This window comes from Planotetraspora kaengkrachanensis (assembly GCF_016862895.1).
Taxonomy (GTDB): Bacteria; Actinomycetota; Actinomycetes; order Streptosporangiales; family Streptosporangiaceae; genus Planotetraspora; species Planotetraspora kaengkrachanensis.
The window spans coordinates 127,544-150,628 of the sequence record NZ_BONV01000018.1 but is presented as its reverse complement, the minus strand read 5'-3'; the positions used below and the strand labels follow the sequence as shown (position 1 = coordinate 150,628).

The 23,085-nt window shown below is 69.2% G+C and carries 25 protein-coding genes and 1 tRNA gene; 14 read left to right on the top strand and 12 right to left on the bottom strand.

Translation table 11 applies throughout. The features are described 5' to 3' along the window. Nucleotides 1-52: 52 nt before the first annotated feature. On the top strand, nt 53-991 hold the full coding sequence (locus Pka01_RS21150) for an ATP-binding cassette domain-containing protein (protein WP_203884547.1): 939 nt from the start codon (nt 53-55) through the stop codon (nt 989-991). Next, complete coding sequence (locus tag Pka01_RS21145; protein ID WP_203884546.1) at nt 988-1,764, top strand: ABC transporter permease; 777 nt, start codon at nt 988-990, stop codon at nt 1,762-1,764. The genes Pka01_RS21150 and Pka01_RS21145 overlap by 4 nt, the downstream gene beginning before the upstream one ends. A gap of 149 nt (nt 1,765-1,913) precedes the next feature. Here Pka01_RS21145 and Pka01_RS21140 read toward each other — a convergent pair whose 3' ends face one another. Further along, nucleotides 1,914-2,987: a DUF5685 family protein gene (locus Pka01_RS21140; RefSeq protein WP_203884545.1), complete on the bottom strand. Its 1,074-nt coding sequence runs from the start codon at nt 2,985-2,987 to the stop codon at nt 1,914-1,916. A 173-nt stretch (nt 2,988-3,160) separates the two neighbouring features. Between Pka01_RS21140 and Pka01_RS21135 the strand changes: the two genes are divergently transcribed. The 3 genes from Pka01_RS21135 to Pka01_RS21125 all read left to right on the top strand — a co-directional run bounded on the left by Pka01_RS21135 (nt 3,161) and on the right by Pka01_RS21125 (nt 6,276). Further along, a complete protein-coding gene (locus tag Pka01_RS21135; RefSeq protein ID WP_203884544.1) occupies nt 3,161-4,417 on the top strand; it encodes a dienelactone hydrolase family protein in 1,257 nt (418 codons plus the stop codon). A gap of 94 nt (nt 4,418-4,511) precedes the next feature. After that, nucleotides 4,512-5,069: an RNA polymerase sigma factor gene (locus Pka01_RS21130; protein WP_203884543.1), complete on the top strand. Its 558-nt coding sequence runs from the start codon at nt 4,512-4,514 to the stop codon at nt 5,067-5,069. Then, nucleotides 5,062-6,276, top strand: coding sequence for a CU044_5270 family protein (locus tag Pka01_RS21125; protein ID WP_203884542.1), 1,215 nt, complete (start codon nt 5,062-5,064; stop codon nt 6,274-6,276). The genes Pka01_RS21130 and Pka01_RS21125 overlap by 8 nt, the downstream gene beginning before the upstream one ends. Nucleotides 6,277-6,371: 95 nt before the next feature. Here the strand turns inward: Pka01_RS21125 and Pka01_RS21120 are convergent, their stop codons facing one another. Both Pka01_RS21120 and Pka01_RS21115 read right to left on the bottom strand, forming a co-directional pair. Next, complete coding sequence (locus tag Pka01_RS21120; RefSeq protein WP_203884541.1) at nt 6,372-7,025, bottom strand: DinB family protein; 654 nt, start codon at nt 7,023-7,025, stop codon at nt 6,372-6,374. A gap of 18 nt (nt 7,026-7,043) precedes the next feature. After that, nucleotides 7,044-8,630: a dolichyl-phosphate-mannose--protein mannosyltransferase gene (locus Pka01_RS21115; protein ID WP_308442259.1), complete on the bottom strand. Its 1,587-nt coding sequence runs from the start codon at nt 8,628-8,630 to the stop codon at nt 7,044-7,046. A gap of 152 nt (nt 8,631-8,782) precedes the next feature. Between Pka01_RS21115 and ypfJ the strand changes: the two genes are divergently transcribed. Together ypfJ and Pka01_RS21105 are read left to right on the top strand one after the other, a co-directional pair. Further along, complete coding sequence (ypfJ, locus tag Pka01_RS21110) at nt 8,783-9,736, top strand: KPN_02809 family neutral zinc metallopeptidase (RefSeq protein ID WP_239115169.1); 954 nt, start codon at nt 8,783-8,785, stop codon at nt 9,734-9,736. Between the two features lie 62 nt (nt 9,737-9,798). After that, the gene (locus Pka01_RS21105) at nt 9,799-10,095 is read left to right on the top strand and encodes a type II toxin-antitoxin system VapB family antitoxin (RefSeq protein ID WP_203884540.1); all 297 of its coding nucleotides are present in this window, start codon (nt 9,799-9,801) and stop codon (nt 10,093-10,095) included. Between the two features lie 230 nt (nt 10,096-10,325). Here the strand turns inward: Pka01_RS21105 and Pka01_RS21100 are convergent, their stop codons facing one another. Continuing rightward, a complete protein-coding gene (locus tag Pka01_RS21100) occupies nt 10,326-11,351 on the bottom strand; it encodes a methyltransferase (RefSeq protein WP_203884539.1) in 1,026 nt (341 codons plus the stop codon). A 199-nt stretch (nt 11,352-11,550) separates the two neighbouring features. Here Pka01_RS21100 and Pka01_RS21095 point away from each other — a divergent pair, with 199 nt between their 5' ends. Further along, nucleotides 11,551-12,351: a helix-turn-helix transcriptional regulator gene (locus Pka01_RS21095; protein ID WP_203884538.1), complete on the top strand. Its 801-nt coding sequence runs from the start codon at nt 11,551-11,553 to the stop codon at nt 12,349-12,351. Nucleotides 12,352-12,418: 67 nt separating this feature from the next. Here Pka01_RS21095 and Pka01_RS21090 read toward each other — a convergent pair whose 3' ends face one another. From Pka01_RS21090 to Pka01_RS21070, 5 genes are all read right to left on the bottom strand, one after another. Continuing rightward, nucleotides 12,419-13,576, bottom strand: a complete 1,158-nt coding sequence (locus Pka01_RS21090; protein ID WP_203884537.1) for an acyltransferase family protein — start codon at nt 13,574-13,576, stop codon at nt 12,419-12,421. 321 nt (nt 13,577-13,897) lie between these two features. Next, a tRNA-Ser gene (locus Pka01_RS21085) sits at nt 13,898-13,987 on the bottom strand. A gap of 91 nt (nt 13,988-14,078) precedes the next feature. Next, nucleotides 14,079-14,513 (bottom strand): tRNA adenosine(34) deaminase TadA, encoded by a 435-nt coding sequence (tadA, locus tag Pka01_RS21080; RefSeq protein WP_203884614.1) that lies wholly within the window; start codon nt 14,511-14,513, stop codon nt 14,079-14,081. A gap of 32 nt (nt 14,514-14,545) precedes the next feature. Then, nucleotides 14,546-15,028, bottom strand: coding sequence for a tRNA adenosine deaminase-associated protein (locus tag Pka01_RS21075; RefSeq protein ID WP_203884536.1), 483 nt, complete (start codon nt 15,026-15,028; stop codon nt 14,546-14,548). Nucleotides 15,029-15,043: 15 nt separating this feature from the next. Continuing rightward, nucleotides 15,044-15,532, bottom strand: a complete 489-nt coding sequence (locus tag Pka01_RS21070) for a tRNA adenosine deaminase-associated protein (RefSeq protein ID WP_373318178.1) — start codon at nt 15,530-15,532, stop codon at nt 15,044-15,046. Nucleotides 15,533-15,673: 141 nt separating this feature from the next. Between Pka01_RS21070 and upp the strand changes: the two genes are divergently transcribed. The 6 genes from upp (at nt 15,674) to Pka01_RS21040 (ending at nt 19,674) form a co-directional block, all read left to right on the top strand. Further along, entirely contained in the window at nt 15,674-16,312 is a 639-nt protein-coding gene (gene upp, locus Pka01_RS21065; RefSeq protein ID WP_203884534.1) for a uracil phosphoribosyltransferase, read from the top strand. A 113-nt stretch (nt 16,313-16,425) separates the two neighbouring features. Then, the gene (locus tag Pka01_RS21060; protein WP_203884533.1) at nt 16,426-16,644 is read left to right on the top strand and encodes a hypothetical protein; all 219 of its coding nucleotides are present in this window, start codon (nt 16,426-16,428) and stop codon (nt 16,642-16,644) included. Nucleotides 16,645-16,731: 87 nt separating this feature from the next. Further along, nucleotides 16,732-16,899, top strand: coding sequence for a hypothetical protein (locus tag Pka01_RS21055; protein ID WP_203884532.1), 168 nt, complete (start codon nt 16,732-16,734; stop codon nt 16,897-16,899). Next, the gene (locus Pka01_RS21050) at nt 16,896-17,423 is read left to right on the top strand and encodes a PH domain-containing protein (protein ID WP_203884531.1); all 528 of its coding nucleotides are present in this window, start codon (nt 16,896-16,898) and stop codon (nt 17,421-17,423) included. Before Pka01_RS21055 ends, Pka01_RS21050 begins: the two co-directional genes overlap by 4 nt. A 181-nt stretch (nt 17,424-17,604) precedes the next feature. After that, nucleotides 17,605-18,885, top strand: a complete 1,281-nt coding sequence (locus tag Pka01_RS21045) for a helix-turn-helix domain-containing protein (protein ID WP_239115168.1) — start codon at nt 17,605-17,607, stop codon at nt 18,883-18,885. Between the two features lie 99 nt (nt 18,886-18,984). Next, nucleotides 18,985-19,674, top strand: coding sequence for a FadR/GntR family transcriptional regulator (locus Pka01_RS21040; protein WP_203884529.1), 690 nt, complete (start codon nt 18,985-18,987; stop codon nt 19,672-19,674). A gap of 38 nt (nt 19,675-19,712) precedes the next feature. Here the strand turns inward: Pka01_RS21040 and dnaN are convergent, their stop codons facing one another. The 3 genes from dnaN to Pka01_RS21025 all read right to left on the bottom strand — a co-directional run bounded on the left by dnaN (nt 19,713) and on the right by Pka01_RS21025 (nt 23,060). Continuing rightward, nucleotides 19,713-20,804, bottom strand: a complete 1,092-nt coding sequence (gene dnaN, locus Pka01_RS21035; RefSeq protein WP_203884528.1) for a DNA polymerase III subunit beta — start codon at nt 20,802-20,804, stop codon at nt 19,713-19,715. A gap of 112 nt (nt 20,805-20,916) precedes the next feature. Continuing rightward, complete coding sequence (locus tag Pka01_RS21030) at nt 20,917-21,564, bottom strand: response regulator transcription factor (RefSeq protein ID WP_203884527.1); 648 nt, start codon at nt 21,562-21,564, stop codon at nt 20,917-20,919. Further along, nucleotides 21,555-23,060, bottom strand: a complete 1,506-nt coding sequence (locus Pka01_RS21025) for a sensor histidine kinase (RefSeq protein WP_203884526.1) — start codon at nt 23,058-23,060, stop codon at nt 21,555-21,557. Before Pka01_RS21025 ends, Pka01_RS21030 begins: the two co-directional genes overlap by 10 nt. Nucleotides 23,061-23,085: the final 25 nt, after the last annotated feature.

Genomic DNA, 23,085 nt, shown 5'->3' with positions numbered 1-23,085 from the left:
TAGACGCCTTCGAAACTCCCCAGCCTCCACGCCTGACCCCAAGGACCCGATCATGACCAACCCGGCGATCTCCGCCAGCGGCCTGCGCAAGGCCTACGGCAAGCACCTCGTCCTCGACGGCGTCGACCTGGACATCCCGGCCGGCACCATCTTCTCCCTGCTCGGCCCCAACGGCGCCGGCAAGACCACCATGGTGAAGATCCTCTCCACCCTCATCTCCGCCGACGCCGGCGACGTCTGGATAGCCGGCCACCACCTGACCAAGGACGCCCAGGCGGTGCGCGCCGCGATCGGCGTCACCGGCCAGTACTCCGCGGTGGACGGCCTGCTCACCGGCGAGGAGAACCTCCGCCTGATGGCCGACCTGCACCATCTGAGCCGCTCCGACGGCCGCAGACGAGCACGGGAACTGCTCGAACAGTTCGACCTGACCGAAGCCGCCGGCAAACCTGCCGCGACCTACTCCGGCGGCATGCGACGACGCCTCGACCTTGCCATGACCCTCGTCGGCGCCCCCCGCGTCATCTTCCTCGACGAGCCCACCACCGGCCTGGACCCGCGCAGCCGCCGCACGATGTGGGAGTCCATCCGCGGCCTGGTCGCCGACCACGGCGTCACCATCTTCCTCACCACCCAGTACCTGGAGGAAGCCGACCAGCTCGCCGACCAGATCGCCGTGCTCGACCACGGCAACCTGGTGGCCCAGGGCACCGCGGAACAACTCAAGCGCCTGGTCCCCGGAGGGCACATCAGCCTGCGCTTCGCCGACTCGCACGGCTTCGAGACCGCGTCCCAGGGGCTGCGCCCCATCTCCCGCGAGGAGGAGACGCTCACCCTGCACGTCCCCAGCGACGGCGGCGTCAGATCTCTGCGAGCCCTGCTCGATTGGCTCGACGGCGCCTCCGTCACCGTCGACGAACTGGCCGTCCACACCCCCGACCTCGACGACGTCTTCCTCGCACTTACCCAGGAAAGGGAGTCCGCCCGATGAACGCGCTCCACGACTCGGCCACGATGCTCCGCCGCAACCTGAGGCACATGCTCCGCTACCCCACCCTCACCCTCATGATCATCGGCATGCCGATCATCTTCCTGCTGCTGTTCGTCTACGTCTTCGGCGGCACCCTCGGCGCGGGGCTCGGCCAGGCCGGTGGCCGCGCCGACTACCTCGCCTACGTCACCCCCGGCATCATCCTGATGACGGTCGCCTCGGCCGCCACCGCCACCGCGGTGACCGTCGCCACCGACATGACCGAGGGCATCGTCGCCCGCTTCCGGACCATGGCCATCGCCCGCGCCTCCGTCCCGACCGGCCACGTGCTCGGCAGCATGCTCCAGACCCTGCTCGGCGTCGCCGTCGTCACCGGCATCGCCGTACTCCTGGGATTCCGCTCGACCACCGGTCCCCTCCAGTGGCTCGCCGCGCTCGGCATCCTGGCCCTGTTCGTCCTCGGCCTCACCTGGCTGTCGGCCGCGCTCGGCCTGGTCTCCCCCACCGTCGAGATCGCCAGCAACATCCCCATGCCGCTCATGTTCCTGCCCCTGTTCGGCAGCGGCTTCGTGCCCACCGACTCCATGCCCGGCGCGCTGCGCTGGTTCGCCGAGCACCAGCCGTTCACCCCGCTCATCGAGACCCTGCGATCCCTGCTGCTCGGCACGCCGATGGGCGACAACGCGACCGTCGCCGTCGCCTGGGGCGCCGGCATCGCCCTGGTCGGCTACCTGTGGGCCAGGAAGCTCTACAACCGCGACCCCGTCCGTTAGGGGCAACCCCTCAGGAGTTCGAATCTCCTATCCTCCGCGCCCGGTGCGGTAACCAGAGGGGCCGACCCCATCCACGTCGGGCCCCTCTTGGTGTTTCACGGCCTCAGTTCCCGCTCTGGATCCCTCGGGCCGGCTGGCGGGACTCCGACTCATGGGCTGCAGTCGCAACCGCAACAGTCGCAGTCGGAACACGTGGAGCAGTCGCAGCAGTTGCAGCAGTCGGAGCAGCTGGAACAGTCGCATTCGGTGAGAAGGCAGCGGTCGGAGGCGGGACTCTCGCGTTCGCTGCTCCACTCAGGTCGGTAGAGCCCGCAGGTCACGAGAGTGAAGAGCCCTGCGACGGCCTTCCTCCCCGGCCCCGGGGGACGCACACGGTCGGTGAACGCACGCCGGACGGCCCTGCGGGTCTCGTCCACCAGCAGCGCCTCGACGAGGTGGCGCTCCCGCAACTCCAGGTCCCGTACGGCAAGGCCGAGCCCGGCAGCGGCCTCCTCGCACAGGCGCCTGGCCTCGGCGACCGACGTGCCGGTGGCCGCCAACGGGTTGTGACGTCCACGGGCCAGGTCCTCCTCGAGATCCTCGACGGCGTCGACGATGTGCGCGATCCTCCCGAACAGCCGCCCCGCCTCACGAAGGGTCTCGGAGTTGCCTGGCACCTCGGCCAGAACCGCGGTGTGGGCGAACGCGGCGGCCACGGCCGCCTCCGTGGGCTCGGTGAGTTGGAGCAGCGGGCGGCCGGGGGAGGCCTCGAGCGCCACTTGCCTGTCGACGGCCTCGGTCAGCACGGTCGTGTCGAACCCGATCGACGCGGCGTGCCGTTCGGCCGCCGTCGACCAAGAGTGGGCGACACGCCGCAGCGGCGCCCCGGAGAGCGGGCGCCCCGCCATTCCGTCGCCGTCGGCTGCGTGGTCGCGGATCTTGCCCGCGGCCAGCGCCAGCGAGGAGACGGCCGCCAGCCGGGCCCCCTCGACCTTCGAGGAGACCACCTCTGCGGTCCTGAAGCCGCGCAGCGGGCAGGGCCCGGCCGTGCGGCGCACCGCAGGCCCGGAGCTCTGCGCCTCGGTCAGGATGGACAGGATGAGCCCGTCGTAGTTGGTCGCCATCCTGGCGGTCTGCCCGTGCCGGTCGCGGAGGGTCAGGCAGAGCCCACAGAGGTGGGCCCGCCAGGCCTCGATGACCGCGTCACCGGAGTGATGCGCGCACGGCCGTATGATTCCGAACATTTCAGCCCCGAGCCGTTGTGATCATCCCCGTTTGGTGGAGATTTTGGCACCATGCGATGACTTTCGGGTAGGGCGGTGCTCAGGTCAGGCAAGAAGGGTGAGGCAGGCACTACCGCGGATCCGGGTGTGCGCAGGCTGGGGTCTTGATCACCATCGTCCCTAATGTCGGGATCATGAGATCGCGCCTTTCCTTCACCCGCCGTCTTCTGGCCCTGGCCTGCGCCACCACCCTCCTCACGGTCCCCGCCGCGACGGTCGCCATGGCGGCCACCGCCCCGTCCGCATCACGGCCGCAGGCGGTCGTGGCCGCCCCCCATCGGGGCGAAGTGCTGTCGGCCACCAGCGTGGGACGTCTTTCGAGCAGTCAGGTCGCGACCTACCTGCGCGAGACCGGCTTTCCCGCCCCCGAGTCCATCGGCGGCGTCGACCTCTACACCCTCGTGTACGGCACCGTCACGGCCGACGGGAAACCGACGACGGCCAGCGGCGTGGTGGCTCTGCCGCAGAACCGGCGGCGAGGCCTCCAGACAGTGATCTACGAACACGGCACCTCGGCCACCCGGAAAGACGCGCCGTCCTTGGCCGTCGAGAGCGACGGCCGCGCGATACCGATCGCCTTCGCCGCAGCGGGTTTCGTCGGCGTCGCCCCCGACTACCTCGGTCTGGGAACCGGCCCGGGGTTCCACCCCTACATGCACGCCGAGTCGGAGGCGACGGCGTCCGTCGACCTCCTGCGTGCGGCTCGCACGACGGCCGCGCGCCACGGGCGGACGCTGAACGGCGAGGTCATGGTCACCGGGTTCTCCCAGGGAGGCCAGGCCGCGATGGCCCTCGGCCGGGCGCTGCAGCGGGGGGCCGACGCCCACCTGCGCCTGACCGCGCTCGCGCCGATCAGCGGTCCCTACGACGTGGAGAGGGCCGAACTGCCCGCCGCGCTCTCCGGCGACCTCGACCCGCTCAGCGCGACGTTCTACCTCGCTTACTGGATCGTCTCGATGAACCGCCTCTACCACTTCTACGACTCCCCCGGCCAGGTGTTCCGCGCGCCGTACGACACGACGATGGAGGAGTTGTACGGCGGTGACCACGCTTTCGAGGACATCGCGGCCGGGCTGCCGCCGAACCCCCGGGAGTTGCTCACCGACGACTTCCTCCGACGGCTCGAGCACCCCGGCGGCGCCCTGCTGCGGGCGATGCGGGCCAACGACACCACCTGCACCGACTGGCGTCCCCGGGTGCCGGTACGCCTCTACGGGGCGACGGGTGACAGGGACGTCGCGTTCGCCAACGCCGAGCACTGCCTGCGAGATCTGCGCTCCCACGGCGCCGACGTGTCACTGACCAACGTGGGCGACGTCGACCACAACACCTCGGCCTTCCGCTCCCTGCCCCTGGTCCTTCGCTGGTTCCAGCAGTTGCAGAGGCACTAGTGCGAACGCCCGCGGCGAGGCGGGGCCGGGAAAGCAGAAGGGGCCTGCGGTTGATACCCATGTGACCGCCATTCGCGCTATGGAAAGGCACCACATGACAGGGGACCCCCCGCCTCGCCCGGCCGAGCGTTTCGACGAGGTCTTCGACGTCTACTTCGCCGAGATTCACCGGTACGCGGCCAAGCGGCTCGGCGCGGACGCCGCCGACGACGTCGCCGCGCAGACGTTCCTGGAGGCGTTCCGGCAACGCCGGCGCTACGACCCGGAACGCGCGGGCGTGCGCACCTGGCTGTACGGCATCGCGACGAAGGTGATCGGCCGGCACCAGCGAGCCGAGGTTCGCGCGCTGCGGGCGGGCGCGCGCCTCGGCCCGGGCCGCCTCGCCGAGGAGCACGCCGAACGGGTCGACGCGCGAGTCAGCGCCCAGGGCCTGCGGGGCGAACTGGCCGGGGCGATCGCGGCGCTGCCGCGAGGGCAACGTGACGTGTTGCTGCTCGTGGCCCTGGCCGACCTCAGCCACGACGAGGTCGCGGCGGCACTGGGGATCTCCTACGGCACGGTCGGCTCCCGGCTGAACCGTGCCAGAACCACGCTGCGCAAGGCGCTTGGCGGGACCAATCCGATGCTCACTTTGGAGGAACAGCATGGATGAGGTGCGGATGGTCCGAGAGGGCTACCCCGAACCCGCCCCACCCACCGCCCGGGCGGTCGCCAGGGCGAAGGCGCTGCTGGACGAGCCGCCCCGCCGTTCACCGGCCCGGCTCCGGTGGGGACTGACCGGTGCGCTCGCCGCGGCCGCGGCGGCGACCGTGGCGATCACGCTCGCCGGCGGGAACACGGTGGTCGGCGGAAACGCACCCGGCGGAGGAAACGGCGGGGGGAACGCGGTCGCGCAGCCCGAAACGGTGAACCTGGACGCCAAGGGGGCGATCCTCGCGGCGGCGGAGAAGGCGGAACGGCAGCCGACGGGCAACTACTGGTACGTCGATCAGATCGACGGCCAGTCCTACATCATGCGCCCGAAGACCGGGACCTACGCGATCACCGGTGCGCACAGCGAGATGTTCAGCTGGTGGGGCGCCAAGTCGGGCATGGGCGAGGGGCACTACGGCCGCGACCTCCCGGCCCACCCCTTGACCGCGCAGGACGCGGCACTGTGGAGCAAGGACGGGTCACCGTCGAGCTTTCGCGTCTGGTCCGGCGACCACTACTACACCTACACCGCCAAGGTGCAGAAGTGGCAGATGGACGGCCCGGAGAGGGGCACGGACCCCCGCGGCGGCGGCGGAGGATTCGTGGGTGCCCCCGGGATGTCGGTCGAGGACCTGCAGAACCTGCCGGCCGATCCCGCCAAGCTCGCCGAGAGGTTCCTGAGCGACAAGGCGGTCGCGAAGAGGATGAACCCGAAGGGGATCGCCGGGGGGAGCCGCGAGGGGATGCGGCTCCCGCCCAGCGTCAAGATCTCGTTGGTGGGAGCCCTGGCGGTGAACCCGGTCCCGCCGAAGGTGCGGGCGGGCCTGATGCGGGCACTGGCCGACCAGCCGGGCATCCACGCGATCGGCCGCGACACCGACCCGCTGGAGCGCGAGGGCGTCGCCCTGGCCTCCGACGACCGCGCCACAACGGTCACCGGCGAGTACGGCGGGCCGAAGGCCGAGCGGGGGACCTACCGCTCTCGCACGGTGATCATCTTCGATGAGCGCACCGGAGCGGCGCTGTCCGTACAGGACGAGCTGACCAAGCCCGGGGGCCCGTACTCGGAAATGAAGCCCGGGTTCGTCATCAACTACATCGCCTACCGTTCGGCGGGGTGGACCGACGCCAGGCCGAAGCCCCCGGCCGAACTGCCGTTCAGCTGATCCCTTCGAACGGGCTCCAGGCAGAGGGCGAGATACCCTGCGCCTCGTCCGTCCGCACCACGGGGGCGCGGGCGGCGAGGCGCGTCGGCGTCACCTCAACGGGGCGCGCCGTACCAGCGCCAGGTGGTCGGGCGCGGGCGGCCGGGAAGCTCGGCGCGTCCCGTGGCCCACAACAGGGCCGGCCAGGGGTCGGTGTCCGCCGGGGCGTCGGGGAACAGCCGGTGGAGCACGAGCGAGCAGAGATCGGCGGGCGGGTCCCAGACCAGCCCGAGCCCTTCGGCCAGGTCGTGGGTGTGCACCAGGGTCTCCACGATCCCCATCGCGGCGAAGCCCTCGGCGTCCGAGGCGCCGAAGATGTGGTGCGCGAGGACTCCCGGCGGCGTCATGCGCACCACGCCGGACAACATCGCCCCGCACGCCTCGAGCACCTGCAGCAGGCCGTCACGTCCGGCTTCGCGCTCGGCGAAGATGGTGTTCACGGGACCTTCCGGCCTTCGCCTCTCCCAGGTGAACGGCACGTGCGTGTCCTGGGGCGGCCTCCTGGGTCCCAGTTGGGCGGCATAGGCGAACAGGTCGTCGGCGAGATGCTCGACGGTCTCCCAGCACGTCCACTCCAGCGAGCCGGCCCTGCGGTCCCACGAGTCGTCCGGAACGTCCTTGAGGACGTCGACGGCGAGCCGGACGGCCCGCTCGAGGTCGTCAGCGGTGACAGGTGGCATGGAGGGTCCGGTTTCGCCAGATTCGAGCATGCCGACGAACGTAGTCGGTCAGATCCAGCTACGCGGAATCATGCGCCACAGCCAGTCCTGATAGGAGATGGTCGTCGCGGTGAGGACGGGCGACAACCACCAGAAGTTCACCAGGGCCAGGAGCGCGAACGCGCCCACCACCGAGGTGCCCGTGACCCGGCGTCTCGCGGACGCGCCCACGGGCCCGATGATCAGTCCGGCCGCCAGGACGATCGCCAGGATCATGAACGGCACCATCGGGAGCGCGTAGAACAGGAACATGGTCCGGTGGTCGGCCATGGCGAAGTAGAACCACGGCAGCCACCCGGCCAGATAGGCGCCGAGGACGGCTCCCGCCCGCCAGTCGCGCGTGCTGAAGTACCACACGATCAGGGCGAGCAGCGCCCCGAGGGCCCCCAGCCAGATCACGGGAGTACCGGTGGCCAGCACGGCCGACGAGCACATGTCCGCGCCGCAACCGCCGGTCGGCGTCTGGTAGTGGAACGACACCGGCCTGAGCAGCAACGGCCACTGCCAGGGCCACGACTGGTAGTCGTGGTGCACGGTCAGCCCCTCGTGGAAGCCGAGCACCTGGTCCTGGTAGCCCATCCACGACCGGAGTGAGTCGAAGACGAAGAAGGCCCATCCGTTCGAGGTCGCCTGTTCCCAGTTGCGGCCCCAGCCCTTGTCCGTGGCGAACCACCCGGCGTACGAGGCGACCCACGTGACCACGGGCACGGCGACCGTCCAGGCCACGCCGAGCGGCCAGTCCAGACGCCATGCCGTCCGGTAGGGCCGCGGCAGGCCGATCGCCCGGCGGGCGCCGGCGTCCCACAGCAACGCCATGATCGTGAATGCCAGGATGAAGAACGCGCCCGTCCACTTGGTGGCCAGCGCGGCTCCCAGGCAGAGCCCGGCGGCGAGGCGCCACGGCCGCAGGCCGAGCCGGGGCCACGGCGCCGTCACCGCGGAGCTCTGGTACCAGTCGACGAGCCGTTCCCTGCCGCGGTCGCGGTCGACCACCAGACAGGCGAACCCGGCGAGCACCCAGAACATCAGGAAGACGTCGAGCAGCGCCGTACGCGACAGGACGAAGTGCAGGGCGTCCAGCGCGAGCAGGAACCCGGCGAGACAGCCGAGCAGGGTGGAGCGCGTGAGGCGCCGGGCCACCCGGGCCAGGATGAACAGCGAGGCGGTGCCCACCAGAGCGGCCATGAACCGCCAGCCGAACGGCGTGAGTCCGAACAGCCACTCACCGATGCCGATCATCCACTTGCCGAGAGGGGGATGCGCGACGAAGGCCCCGCACTGTTCGGCCGGGGCGCACGTCTTGAAGATCTGCGTGTTCCCGCCGAGCATCAGGGCGTCGGCCCCGTCGACGAACTGCCGCTCGACGCCATGGGTGATCGTGGAGAAGGCGTCCTTGGCGTAGTAGGTCTCGTCGAACACGACGGCGTTCGGGGTGCCGAGCCGGTCGAACCGGAGGATCCCTCCGAAGACCGCGACGATCAGCGGCCCTAGCCATCCCCACAGACGGCTCCCCGGCATCGGCGGCACGAGCCGGTCGCGAACCGACGGCGCACTCCCGCCGGGTTCTCCAACCGCCCGTTCGAAGGTCTGCGCCACACCGGCATCGTGTCACAAACCCTTATAAAAATGGCCAATAATAGGAACGATCCACCGCAGGCGATGACATTCGCCTATGGCCTGGTATTCGGGAAACGGCCCCGCAGGCGCGTGTCGCGCCCACGTCCCCACGCCCACCGGGATTCACCGGGGTGAATGGTCTTCCCTTTCTCGGGCAGAACGCGCGAAGCGACAACATCTACCGCTACCGCGCGATCAGCGCGCCCACCATGGGAGCGTCAAAGATGGACTTCGATGACGATGCGCGACTCGACGCGTCGCAGGTGGAAGACGTCGGCGGGCGGCGCGGCGGCATGCCCCGCGGGGGGATCGCGATCGGCGGCGGAGCCGCCGGGATCATCGCGCTCATCCTGGCACTCATCTTCGGCCTCAATCCCGGTGACATCACCGGCGGAGCCGACCAGCCCGCGCTTCAGCCGGGTTCCGACCTGGCGCAGCAGTGCCGTACCGGCGCGGACGCCGACCAGTCCGAGAAGTGCCGGGTCGTCGGGGTGGTCAACAGCATCCAGAACTACTGGGAGGGAAAGGTCCCGGACTACACCCCCGCCAACACCGTCCTGTTCTCGGGCGCCGTCCGGACGGCATGCGGCGCCGCCGACTCCTCGGTCGGCCCGTTCTACTGCCCGGCCGACCAGAAGGTCTACCTGGACCTCGGCTTCTTCAACGACCTTCGGACGCGGTTCGGCGCCGAGGGCGGGCCGTTCGCCCAGGCCTACGTCATCGCCCACGAGTACGGACATCACGTGCAGGACCTGCTCGGCACCATGGAGAGGTTCGGCCAGGGCGCCGGCGCCGAGGGCGCATCCGTACGGCTCGAGCTGCAGGCGGACTGCTACGCGGGCATCTGGGCCCGCAACGCCGTGAGCACGGGGTTCTACGCCAAGCCGTTCACCGACGCCGACATCCGTGAGGCGCTCGACGCGGCGTCGGCGGTCGGCGACGACCGCATCCAGGAGCAGGCGACCGGGCGCATCGACCGCGACGCCTTCACGCACGGGACGTCGGCCCAGCGGACCAAGTGGTTCAAGAACGGCTACCAATCCGGTGACCCCGCCCGCTGCGACACCTTCTCCGGAGGCATCTGACAGGTGGGCCGAAGAACCGGCCGGGAGGAAATCGACGGCATTCCTCTCTTAAACTACGTACCGTGATCTTTAAGTTGGTCGGCGACGGACGGCCTTACCCGGAACACGGTCTGTCCCATCGCGAGTGGGCGCAGATCCCGCCGCGGCAGGTCAGGCTGGACACCCTGATCACCACGAAGGCGGTGCTGGACCTCCACTCGTTGCTCGCCAAGGACTCCACGTTCTACGGCGACCTTTTTCCGCACGTCGTCCAGTGGAACGGCGAGCTCTACCTCGAGGACGGCCTGCACCGCGCGCTACGGGCGGCGTTGCACCAGCGGTCGGTCCTGCACGCCAGGATCCTCGACCTGCCGTCCTGAGCGGCCTCGCCTTTCAGGGACCGGACGCAGAGTGACGCCCGGTTGGTCCAATTTGTGAATATTTTACGCTCGATTTCTGCCCTGTCCGGTATGAGTAGAAAGCCGGGTGAATTCCCGCGCGCCCACGACTTGTACGGCCGGCCTGCATCGGCCGGCGTTGCGCGAGCAAATGAGCCGCCGACCTCACATCCAGGTCAGCGGCTCGGTATCCGCGCCGGCGAGTCGCCGTGTCAGACCGCCACGGCCTCAATGACCACCATGTTCCCCGCCTCCGCCACCTGGGCCCGGCGGAGCCCGGCCTGAGCGAAGAGCGCGTCGTACTCGGCGAGGTCGCGCTCGCGCCCTCCCGTCATGACCAGCATGTTGGCGTCCATCACCGGTGCGAGACCAGGGGTCCCGACAGGTCCCACCAGGAGCTCCACGACGGCCACCCGGCCGCCCTCGTTGAGCGCCCTTCTGCAGTTCGTCAGGATGCGGACGGCCTGCTCGTCGTCCCAGTCGTGGACGATGTACCGCAGCAGGTAGAGGTCCGCGGCCGGAACCTCCTGGAAGAAGTCGCCGCCCACGACCTCGAAACGGTCCTCGAGGCCGTCCGCCTTGGCCGCCTCCAGCGCGGCCGGGACCACGTCCGGCCGGTCGAGCACCACGCCCCGCATGCCGGGGTGGTTGCGCATGAGCTCGCGGATCAGGGATCCGTCCGCGCCGCCCACGTCCACGGTCAGGGCGGCACCGCCGATCCGGCGGGCCACCTCGGCGTTGGTCATCGCCGTGATGTTCGCCAGCGACCGGGTGAAGTAGTGGGCCTCCTCCGGGTTCCCCGCCAGGTAGTCCCAGACCTCGCTTCCGTAGGCGGCGGGACCCTGCGTCGCTCCCGAGCGCACGGCGTCGGGGAACCGGCCCCAGGGGAGCCAGTGACCCGGAGCCGCCTGGGAGAGCGCGAGGTGGTGAAGGGAGTGCGGGGTGTCCGGGTGCAGAGTGGCCAGCAGGCTCGTGCCCGCGAAGTGCACACCGTCGACGGAGGTGAGCAGGCCGAGGGACGCCCAGGTGCGCAGAAGCCGCCGGATGGCGTCCGGGTCCGCGAACTCCGCCTGAGCGATCTCGGTCGCGGTGGCCCGACCACCGGCCACGTGCTCGGCGAGGTTGAACACCGCCGCGGCACGCACCACCTGGCTCACCCAGAAGCCGGTGACCATGGACATCATCCGCCCGTAGTCCGCCGTCACGGGAGCCGGATCGGGCGTCTGAGCCGTCGTCATCATCTTCTCCTCATGGATTTCGTCCGGCGTCGCGAAGAGGGGGCACCGGCCCGACTGCAAATTCCGGTCGGACGCTAACAGCGTGCATATACGGGATATAAGTGGACTTTTTTGTCATAGGGATGCGCCACCCCCTGTGCTGCGGTCCCGTACCGATCTGCGGGCCGAGCCGTCCACTTTGCGCCTGTAACCTGGCGAAATGCGTGAAGGGCGACAGCTGGGCGCGTTCCTCACCGCGCGGCGGAAGGTGACGCTCCGCGAGCATGCCGGGCTCCAGACGAGCGGCCGTCGGCAGACGTCGGGATTGAGCCGCGAGGAGGTCGCCCGGCTGGCCGGCATCAGCCACGACTACTACGTCCGGATCGAGCAGGGCCGGGTGCCGCACCCCTCCTCCCGGGTGCTCGACGCCCTGGCGCAGGTCCTTCGGCTCGACTCGGAGGCCACCCGGTATCTGCACCGCCTCGCCAACCCCTGCACCGACGAGCCACCGGCCGTTGACCCTCCGGAGGCGAGGGCCTCACGACTCGTGGACAGGCTGCACTGGCCGGCGATCGCGCTGAACCGCCGCATGGACGTGCTGGCCAGGAACCACCTGGCCACCCTCCTCCACGGAGGTCTCCAGCACGGCGACAACCTCATGCGCATGCTCTTCCTCAACCCCGTGGCACATGAGGGAATCCTGGAATGGGATCAGGAGGCGGCCCTCCACGTGGCCCACCTCCGTGCCACGACCGGCGTCTCCGGCCACTCCTTCGCCGCCGAACTGGTCGAGGAGCTGTCGAGCGAGAGCAGGCGCTTCCATGAACTGTGGAGGCGTCACGACGTTCGACTGTTCAAGCCCGCCCCCCTTCGCCTGCGCTATCGCGGGTTGGGAGACCTGACGCTGGAGCGCGAGACGTTGCTCGTCGCCGACGCCGACATGTTCATCTTCACGCTGGAGCCCGAGATCGGAACGCCGTCGGAGAGGGCGCTGTCCCTGATGGCCTCCGGCTGGATCTGACCTCCGCCGGCGCCGTCGGCGGGGCCGCGAGGTGAATTGCGGACTCCCCGCCGACGTCCCACGTCTCCTACGAGGGTTGCGGGGCGTTCTTCCGTGCCCGGCTCAGAAAAATCCCACTCAGGCGAGCGCGGAGCCACTTCTGCCCAGGCTTGTCGACGAGCCGATACACGAGGTAGGCGATCGCGATCGAGACCGCCATGGTGATTGCGACGAGCAACCAATGGTTCATCTCACGCCGATACGTGGGAATGAGGACGGCTGACACCGACTGGTGGAGCAGGTAGAGCGGGTAGGTGAGGGCGCCGATGGTGACCAGGGGCCGCCAGCGCAGCCACCGGAGCCAGCCGAGGGCGACCGCGGCCAGCAACGTGAAGATCAGCGTCACCGCGACGACCACGGCCGCCGGCGGAGCAGGGAAGTACTTGAGGCTGAGCGCGTCCACACGATCCTGGATTCGCAGCAGGGCGGCGTAGATGGACATGCCGTACGTCACGGCCACGAAGGCCCAGGCTGCCACCGACCGGAACCGGTAGATCAGATAGAAGGCCATGCCGGCGATGAAGTACGGCGCCTGCCGCGGCATGAACACGAAGGTGAGAACATCGGATTTGGTGATCTCGGCGACGACCGCGAAGACGATCCACACCGACATGAAGACCAGGCACCGCCGCGCGGTGATCCCGAACAGGGAGAACACCGCGACCAGGGCGTAGAACCGCAGCTCTGCCCACAGCGACCAGAGGACGCCGCTGGCGTGGCCGACCCCGAACGCCTCCTGCAGCAGGGTCAGGTTGACGAGGTACTTCCCAGCCGTCAGGTGCGGATCGAAGACGTCGACGCCACTGAACCGGTACAAAACGAAGATCACGATGATCGCGTACCAGTAGGTCGGATAGAGCCGCGACACCCGAGAGATCGCGAACTCGCCGATGGTGCGACCCCAGGCGCTCATCAGGATCACGAAGCCGCTGATGAGGAAGAACAGCTCCACCCCGAGGATGCCCAGCGTCGTGACACGGCCGACGGCCGGGAAGACGTCGTGCGCCGGCCAGACGCCCCAGAGGGAGCGGCTGGCCGCCATGAAGTGGAACGAGACGACGGCGAACGCGGCGACGAACCGTAACGCGTCCAGTTCGAGGAGCCGGGGCCCTTTGGCCGGCCCGCCGGCGACGGGGGGAGCATCGGGAGACGCAGGAGTCTCCGGCCCCTGTCGCACACGGAACATGCCGTCCTCTTTCAGCACAGGGACTCCTGGTCTGGGACATCAAGTGCGAGCCGCAGCCTAGTTGGGGCTATTGATCCATTTGGATCGTTCCTGTATCGGTTTGATCTCTTATCGGCCGCATCTTCTCTTTGGGAGCTGCGGGTATTCCGCGTTCCACGGATACATGATCATATGAGGGCCACGAGTACTCGCCGGCGCGTCTGAGCCCCCTGTGGCTTCGTCGCCGTACATGTCTCTCGATCCCCTGCGGCGCCGCCCCGCGCCAACGCTGGAAGCAAAGAGCCGCCGACCTGTACACGCAGGTCAGCGGCTCAATTTCGGTGGCGGTGGAGGTGGGATTTGAACCCACGGATAGGTTGCCCCATCACACGCTTTCGAGGCGTGCGCCCTCGGCCACTAGGCGACTCCACCGCGCAGCAGCTTACCGGACGAACAGACCTGCCCGCGCCCTCGTTGAAACCGGCGCAGGGCCCGCGAACGGCCCGCCCGGCGATCAGGAGGGTCAGGGACGGCGGTCGGCGAAGAAGTCCCTGAGGACGGCGGCGGACTCGTCCGCCAGCACGCCCATGACGACCTCGGGACGGTGATTGAGCCGGCGGTCCCTGATCACGTCCCAGAGGGAACCGGCGGCGCCTGCCTTCTCGTCGGCCGCGCCGTACACGACCCGGTCGACCCGTGCCAGTACGGCGGCGCCGGCGCACATGGTGCAGGGCTCCAGCGTGACCAGGAGCGTGCATCCTGCCAGCCGCCACTGGCCGGCCGCCTCGGCGGCGGCGCGGAGGGCCAGCACCTCGGCGTGGGCCGTCGGGTCGCCGCTCGCCTCCCGGTCGTTCCCCGCCGCCGACACCACCGTGCCGTTCCGGTCAACCACGACCGCGCCGACCGGCACCTCACCACGCTGCCCGGCCCGTACGGCCTCCGCCAGGGCGAGCCGCATGGCGGGCTCGAAGTCCTCCGGAGAAGAGCCGTTCACCGCAGCCGGTCGAACTCGTCGGCGAAGGAGAGACGTTCGGCGATCACGGCGAGGACGTCCGCGGGAAGCGCACCCTCCTCCATGCTGAGCTCCAGCAGCTCGTCGGCGCTCAGCGAGAAGTCGGCCAGCAGCTCGAAGTCGCCCGCCGGCCGTACACCGAGGTCGGGGGTCTCCTTGTCCACGGCCACGCCGGCGAGATCGGCGAAGATCTCCCCGAGGGAGTCGGCCAGCGCGGCGTGCGCGTCGGAGAGGAAGAGCCTGGGGTCCGCGTCTCCGTCATAGCGGACGATCGCGAACCATTCATCCTCGATCTCCACGCAGAGCAGCGCCAGTTCGTCGCCGTTGAGGCCCAGCGCCTCCTGAACTGAGTCCGTCAGATCGTCGGCGATCTCGACATCGCTCAGATCCACCTCGGTGCCTCTCCACCCACCGTCGATCTTCGCGAAGGCGGCGGAGAAGAGATTCGGTCTGGAGGGCATGCCCGTCTCCCGAACTCAGCCGATGGCGGCGTCGACGGCGCGTTCGAACGGCTGGGAGAACCCCAGCCGAGCGGCGATGCTCGACAGCACCTCGTCCGGCAGCAGATCGAGATCTCCGGAAAGGGCTCCGAGCTCCATCTCGTCCAGCCCCAGGTCGGCGAAGATCGACAGATCTCCGGCGGGAAGGACGCTGTCGAGTTCCTCCTCCTCGGGGACCGGCACGTCGAGGTACTCGAGCACCTGCTGTGCGAGCGGCCAGTCCCAGGAGGCGGTGATGTCGGAGAGGAAGATGGCTGTCTCTTCGCCAAAGAGCCGTAATGCCACGAAGAAGTCATCCCCCACGGCGACCAGGCCAATCGTGGTCCCCATACTCGGGGTCTGCCGCAAGGCGTGAACAAGGCCACGCAGGTCGGAGGTGAGCGCCACGGGAAGCATCTCGGCCTCCCATTGATCGTCTTCGCGGTAGACCACGATGGCGAAGTCAAGCGCGTCCACGTCTGTCATCGTCATCCCTACGGGCATGGTCCTCACGTCATGCAATGGTCCCAGACTCCGAGTCCCACCGTCCGGCGCTCTCCCCAAATTGTGATCAAAAGAGTCAGGCGGCGTCGAAGACTCCCCCAGGGGACGGTAACTTCTTTAGCCATGGAGACCCTGGTAGTCGATCATCCGCTCGTCGCCCACAAGCTGACCGCGCTTCGCGACGTCCGGACCGACTCGCCGACGTTCCGGCGCCTGGCCGACGAGCTCGTCACGCTGCTCGCCTACGAGGCCACGCGCGACGTCCGCGTCATCGACCAGACGGTGGACACTCCTCTCGCCCGGGCCCACGGCGTACGGCTGGCCCGGCCGGCGCCGCTCGTCGTGCCGATCCTGCGCGCCGGGCTGGGGATGCTCGACGGAATGACCCGCCTCCTGCCCACCGCGGAGGTCGGCTTCCTGGGCATGATCCGCGACGAGTCCACGCTCAAGGCCCAGACGTACGCCACCCGGCTGCCCGAGGACCTGTCCGGGCGTCAGTGCTACGTGCTCGACCCCATGCTCGCCACCGGCGGCACGCTGGCCGCGGCGGTCCAGTTCCTGTTCGACCGCGGCGCCGACGATGTGACCGCGATCTGCCTGCTCGCCGCTCCCGAGGGCATCGCGCACATGGACGAGGTCTTCAAGGGATCCGGCAGGCCCGTCCGCCTCGTCACCGCCGGGCTCGACGAGCGTCTGAACGAGCAGGGCTACATCATGCCGGGACTCGGTGACGCCGGAGACCGCCTTTACGGCGTGGTCTGATCTCTCCTCGCGCCTCCTCGCGCCATAGTTACACTGCGCGCTCTTTCGGGTACGCAGAGTAATAGACGACGTCGCCTCGCCTCGCGCGAGCGGACGCGCCAGCGGGGAGAGTCATGAGTCAGCTTCCGGACAGTGAGCAGTACGAGCAGGTCGAGGCCCTGCTCAGGGACGAGTTCGCCGGCATTCACCCGGCGGCCACCGTCACTCGCTGTGTCCAGGCCGCGCACCACGGTGCGGTGGAAGTGACGGGCCACGCCCCTCCGAGCCTGGTGGAGCGCATCGCGCGCAAGCACCTCCAGGTACTCGCGACCGCGGCGGCGGAGCGGGGGTGATGACGCTCTATATCGACATGGCTCGACATTCATATTTTGCCGCTTTACCGAACTAGCGGCCTGGGTAATGTATAGCTCATGGGAGTGGTGACGGCAGTGCAGGCCAAGAAAGTAATCAAGTGGGGAGCCATCGGGATGGCGGCCTTCTACCTCTTGTCCAAGCCCGCTGACGCGGCGCAGACGGTCCACGGGGCCTACAACGGCCTGGTGAGCGCGGGCAACTCGATGGCACAATTCTTCGCCCAGCTGACATGAGACTTGTGACCCACGGGGACTCGGCCCCGTCGTCGGTCAACCGTTACCTCCTCCCCCATGAACAACAAGTCATCATGGTCCGTCGTCATCCCGCCGTGCTTCTCCGGCCCGTGGCCGAGATCTTCGGCGGGCTGATCCTCGCGGGGCTGCTCAGCAAGTGGCTGAGCGGCACGGGAGGCAGCGAGGCCCTCGTCATCATCTGGTGGGCGTGGCTGCTGCTGCTCATCCGGTTCGTCTGGAAAGTGGCCGAGTGGTCCGTCGACTACTTCGTCGTCACGTCGCAGCGCATGCTCCTCACCACCGGCCTCATCACCCGCAAGGTCGCGATGATGCCGCTGGGCAAGGTCACCGACATGAGCTTCCAGCGATCGCTGCTCGGCCGGCTGCTCGGCTACGGAGAGTTCGTCCTGGAGTCCGCCGGCCAGGACCAGGCACTTCGGTCCGTCCCCTACATCCCCTACCCGGAGACCTTGTACCTGGAGGTCTGTCAGATGATCTTCCCCAGCAAGGACGACGACGACTGACGAGCCGAACCCCCTACACACAGCGTCTCGTGATCGAACCTTCATCGTCGTGATTCTTGACGGAGGGTTACACGATTCGGTCGCTTCGTGCCATTATGGCGAGACCATTGACCATTCCCCCGCCCTGAGAGAACCAATGCCGAGTCAGGGAACCATCGGTGACCGCGTCCGCGGATTGCGGTTGAGCAGGCGCATGTCGCAGGCCCAGTTGGCCGGGCCTGACCTGTCCGACAGTTATGTCTCACTCATCGAGTCCGGAAAGCGGACGCCCACGCCGGTCGTCGCACGGCTGCTCGCCGAGCGCCTCGGATGCACCACCGAGTTCCTGCTCCACGGGATAGAACCTCGGCAGCGCATCGACACCGAGCTCGGCCTGCGTCACGCCGAGCTCGAGCTGTATCACGGCGATCCCGCGGTGGCCGCCGACCGGTTCGGAGACATCGTCAAGGCGGCGGGCGACGACAACGCCATGCTCGCCGCGCACGCACGGCTCGGCAGAGCTCGCGCGCTCGACGCACAGGGCAAGACCGGTCGTGCCGTCGAGGCGTACGAGCGGCTCCGCCGTGAGGCCGCCGCGCACCCCGAACGTCTGGCCGACCTTCCCCTCACCGTGGCGCTCTGCCGGTGCTACCAGAAGGCCGGTGACACGCTCCGCGCCCGCGACCTCGGCGCCCACGCGCTGTCCCAGGTCGAACGGCTCGGCTTCGTCCACGGCGAGATCGCGGTCGAGTTGGCCCTCGCGCTGGTGGAGACCCAGACCGGCCTGCCGTTCATCGAGCGAGTCCTTGCGTCATCCGGGGTACCGGCGGCGACCGACCGCAGCGAGGAGACCCTCGATCTGTGGCGGGCCAGCGTGACCGCGGCCGACGGGGAGGACTCCGCGCTGGCCGTGCAGCTCGCGGACGACGCGCTCGCAGCCGGGCGCGCCGCGCGCATGGCCGTCCGCTACGCCAAGACCGCCACCCAGTGGGCTCGGCTCACGGCGGGTTCCGAGAGCGCCGATTTGGATCGAGCCAACGAGCTCGCCGAGTCGGCGGGCCGCGTCCTCGCGGCCTTCCCCGCGGAGAAGCTGGAGTACGGGCGCAGCCTCGTGGCGCTTTCACACGTACGACTTCGTGCAGGTGAGGCGGAGGCGGCGCTGGTCTCGGCAGTTCAGGCGCTGGACGTGCTCGCCGATTCCCGTGGGGCCGCGGCGGCCGACGCGCATCTGCTGCTGGCGGAGATCACGTTGGCACGCTCCGACGACGCGTCCGCCTCGCTGGAACGCGCTGAGGATCTGCTGAGCGCCTGCTCCGGGGGACTCGACCGGGAGACCGCACAGGCCTGGCGCAAGCTCGGTGACCTGTGGGGACAGGCCGGATCCATTGATCGACAGGCGAAGGCATATCGTAAGGCGCTGGAGGCCGTCGGCATCCACGTGAACATTCCGGGCTCCACCGCCGCGGCGGTACTCACCCGTTAGCCTCCCTGGAGCTCCGGCGTTCCGGTGGCTCTGGAATAATTGGGGTTGGCCAGTCATTCAATCATGGGATGACTGGTGTTTCCCAAGAGGAGGCGGACTGTGAGTCTGCGGACGGCGCAGCGAGCGTCTCTCGTCGACCAGGTGATCGACCAACTGAAGGAGCAGATCACTTCGGGCTCCTGGCCGATGAACGGCAAGATCCCCACAGAGACGGTACTGGCTGAGCACCTGGGTGTCGGCCGCAACACGGTCCGTGAGGCCGTCCGGGCGCTGACCCATGCCGGTCTGCTGGAGTGCCGCCAGGGCGACGGCACGTACGTACGGGCCACCAGCGAGTTGTCGGGCGCCATGGCGAGACGGCTGCGTGCCGCCGAGCAACTCGAGATCCTCGAGGTGCGACGCGCTCTCGAAGTCGAGGCCGCCAGGCTCGCCGCGACCAGGCGCACCGACAAGGACATCCTCGCCATCGAGGCTGCGCTGGCCGAACGTGAGAAGGCCTGGACGAGCGGCGAACCCGAGGCCTTCGTCGAGTCGGACCTGGCATTCCACGTCGCGGTCGTGGAGGCGACGCACAACAGCGTGCTGACCGACCTCTACGTCGACTTCTCCGAGGCGCTGCGTGCGAGCATCGCGGCCGCCGGCGGCTCGCTGGAGCAGAACTACATCCCCCACGACGCGATCTTCAGGGCGATTGTCGCGGGTGACGCGGCGGCGGCCGAGCGCGCGGGCCACGCGTGCATGGAGCACATCCTCATCGCGCTGACCGAGTCGCAGGACCTGACCGCCTGATCCACCCGCCGCAGGCAGGCCCGGCCGGAACAGCCGGGTCAGCCGAGGCGCAGCGACATCACCAGGTAGCGGAAGTCGGGATCGTCCCCCTCGTTGGCGATCAACGCCGGGCGAGTCGGAGAGTCCATGTTGAGCCGGACCCGTTCGGTCTCCACTCCGGCCAGCCCGTCCAGCAGGAAGTGGGGCTGGAACGCGATCTGGATGTCGGCCCCGTCAAGCTCGGCCTCCAGGACCTCGGCGCCGCGGCCGATCTCGCCGCCACCGGCCTGGATCAGCACCTGCCCCTGGGAGAACGACAGGCGCACGGCCGTGTTGCGCTCCGCCACCAGCACCACCCGCTTGACGGCCTCGACGAACGGGGCCGCCTCCACGTCGGCGTGGATCGACCACTGCTCGGACAGTCGCGAGCGGTAGTCGATGAACTGGTCGTCCAGAAGCCGCACCGTGGTGGTGCGCCCCTGACTCTCGAAGCCGGCCACGTTGCCGTCGAGTCCGATCACAACCTCACCGCCGCGCAGGGAGCGGGCCACCTCGACAAGCACCCGGGCGGGCACCATCGCCGCCCGGCTCTCGCCCTCATGCTCCGGATGCCAGAGGAAGTCCCTCGCCGCGATCCGGTAGCGGTCGGTCGAGGCCATCGACATCTGAACGCCGTCGATGTCGATGCGGATCCCGGTCAACATGGGCAGCGTGTCGTCGCGGCTCGCCGCGGCCGCCACCTGTGCGACGGCGGTGGCGAAGACCCCGCCGCCGACCACGCCGACCCTGGACGGCATGGGCGGCATCGTCGGGAAGTCCTCATCCGGCAGCGTGAGCAGGCCGAACTCGGCGCTGCCACAGGTCAGCACCGCCTCCGATGCGCTCCTGACGATCTCCACCGGCCGGTTCGGCAGGCTACGGGTGATCTCGGCGAGAACCTTGCCGGGAATCAGCACCCGCCCCGGATCCGCCACCTCGGCCTCGACGACGGCCCGGGCGGAGACGTCGTAGTCGAACGCGGAGATGCGCAGGTCGTCGCCGGCCTCGAGCAACAGGCCCGACAGCGCGGGCACGGCCGGGCGGCCCGGCAGCACACGAGCCGTCCACGCCACCGCGTCAGCGAGAACATCGCGGTTCACCTGGAACTTCACAAGACCTCCTGCGACTGTCCACACCGGGCCGTACCTCGCCGAAGGTAACGCGCGCGACCGACAGAAACAGTCGTCGCCCCAGTGTGCCACCGGCGGCGCGCCGGAGGCGGCGCTATTTGTCGTTGAGGAACGCGAGCACCGCGAGCACGCGGCGGTTGTCGTCGTCCGACGGGGCGAGGTCGAGCTTGGCGAAGATGTTCGCGGTGTGCTTCCCGACCGCGCTCTCGCTGAGGAACAGCCGCTGGCCGATCGCGGCGTTCGACCTGCCCTCCGCCATGAGCTCAAGTACCTCACGCTCACGCGGCGTGAGCCGTCCGACGGGTTCGTTGCGCGCGTTGCTGGCCAGCAGCTTGGCGATGACCTCGGGGTCCATCGCCGTGCCCCCCGCCGCCACGCGCCTCACGGCGTCGATGAACTGCTCGCCGTTGAACACGCGGTCCTTCAGCAGGTAGCCGATGCCGCCCGAGCCGTCGGCCAGCAACTCCCTGGCGTACAACTGCTCGACGTGCTGCGACAGGACGAGCACGGGCAACCCGGGAACGCGCTTACGTGCCGCGAGCGCCGCCTGGAGACCCTCGTCGGTGAACGTCGGCGGGAGCCGTACGTCGACGACCGCGACGTCGGGACGTTCGGTGACCAGGGCTTCGAGCAACTCGGGCCCGGAATCGACCGCGGCCACGACGTCGAGCCCGTGCGCGCGCAGCAGGTGGACGAGCCCTTCCCTGAGCAGATGCAGGTCTTCTGCGATGACTACGCGCACGCGACCTCGTTCGCCTTCCGGAGTTGCGCCGACAGGGTCGCCGCGGTGGCGAGCATCCCGGTGCCCAGCAGGATCATGCCGATGATGGTCGGCCACTGGAGCGACGGCGGCATGTGGAGGGCGAGGAACCAGGACTTCTCCTTCAGGCCCACCAGCTTGAGGATCATCGCGACGAAACCCTGCGGAAAGAGGGGAATCCAACAGAGCGACCAGCATATGCCCATCGTCACCGTCTTCCAGGTGAGCGGGGGACGTTCGATCTGCAGCGCACGCGGCAGTTCGATCACGGCCGTCGTCGGGCCGCCCACCGGGCTGTTCAGCGCGAGGACGCCGTCGAACGCGCCGAGCCTCCGCTCGATGCCGGCCAGGCCGGTGCCGCGCGAGGCGTCCGCGCCGCCGTGGCCGTCGTCGGTCACCGTGATACGCAGCTTGTCGGCCGCGCTGCTGACGTCGATCCAGGCCTGCGTCGCACCGCTGTGCCGTACGACGTTGGTGAGCAGCTCGCTCACCGCGAAGTACGCGGCCGACTCCAGCGGAGCATCGAGCCTGCCGGGCAGTTCCACGGTCACGTGCGTCCTGAGAGGGGTGTCCAGGGCGAGGGCGCGAAGAGCGTCCCCCAGGCCGCGCTCGGCGAGCACCGGAGGATGGATGCCGCGCACCAGCTGACGCAGCTCCTGCAACGCCGTCGAGGAGGCGTCCCTGGCCTTGGCGAGCAGCGCCTTCGCGGCGACGGGGTCGGACTCCATCAGCTCCTCGGCCGCGCCGATCGTCATGCCGACCGCGACGAGGCGGGCCTGCGCTCCGTCGTGGAGATCACGCTCGATTCTGCGGAGCTCGGCCGCCTGGGAGTCGACGACGTCCGTACGGGCCTTGGCCAGGCGGTTGACCTGCTGCGCGAGTCTGGCCTTCTCGGTCGAGCCCAGCATCACCCTGGCGATGACCCCGTACGTGCGCACCGCCCAGGGGGCGTACCAACGGGCGGCGCCGAGCGCGAGCGCCAGCCAGAGCAGGCCGATGAGACCGCCGCCGGCCAGCTGGACGACACCGATCACGACGAGGATCGCCGGAGCGCCGGCGACCAGTCCGCCCGCCCACATGTCCGCCCAGAGGAAGCCGAAGTCGCGCCACGTCGCCGGATCCTTCAGCAGCCAGCTCAGCCGGCGGTTGAACGCGGGGATCCTGGGCGTCCGGTAGAGGGAGCGGCCGTCGCGGTACCAGCCGTCCGGGAGCGGAACCGGCGGAGGGGGCTCGGGGAGGTAGGGCTCGTCGATCTCGACACCGGACCACTCGTGCGCCAGCCGCCGGTTCAGCCTGGTCATTCGCCGTGTCAGCCGGACGACCGACGGGAAGAGGAAGACGAGACCGAGCACCGAGCTCAGCACCGTGCCGACCAGCGCGACCACGGCGACCAGTTGGCCGAGCACCGCCACGCAGTAGAGCACTGCGCCCGTCACCAGTGCCCGTACCGCCATCCAGCCTGTCCTGCTCACGTTCATGCTCGTCAGTCTGGGACAGGCGAAC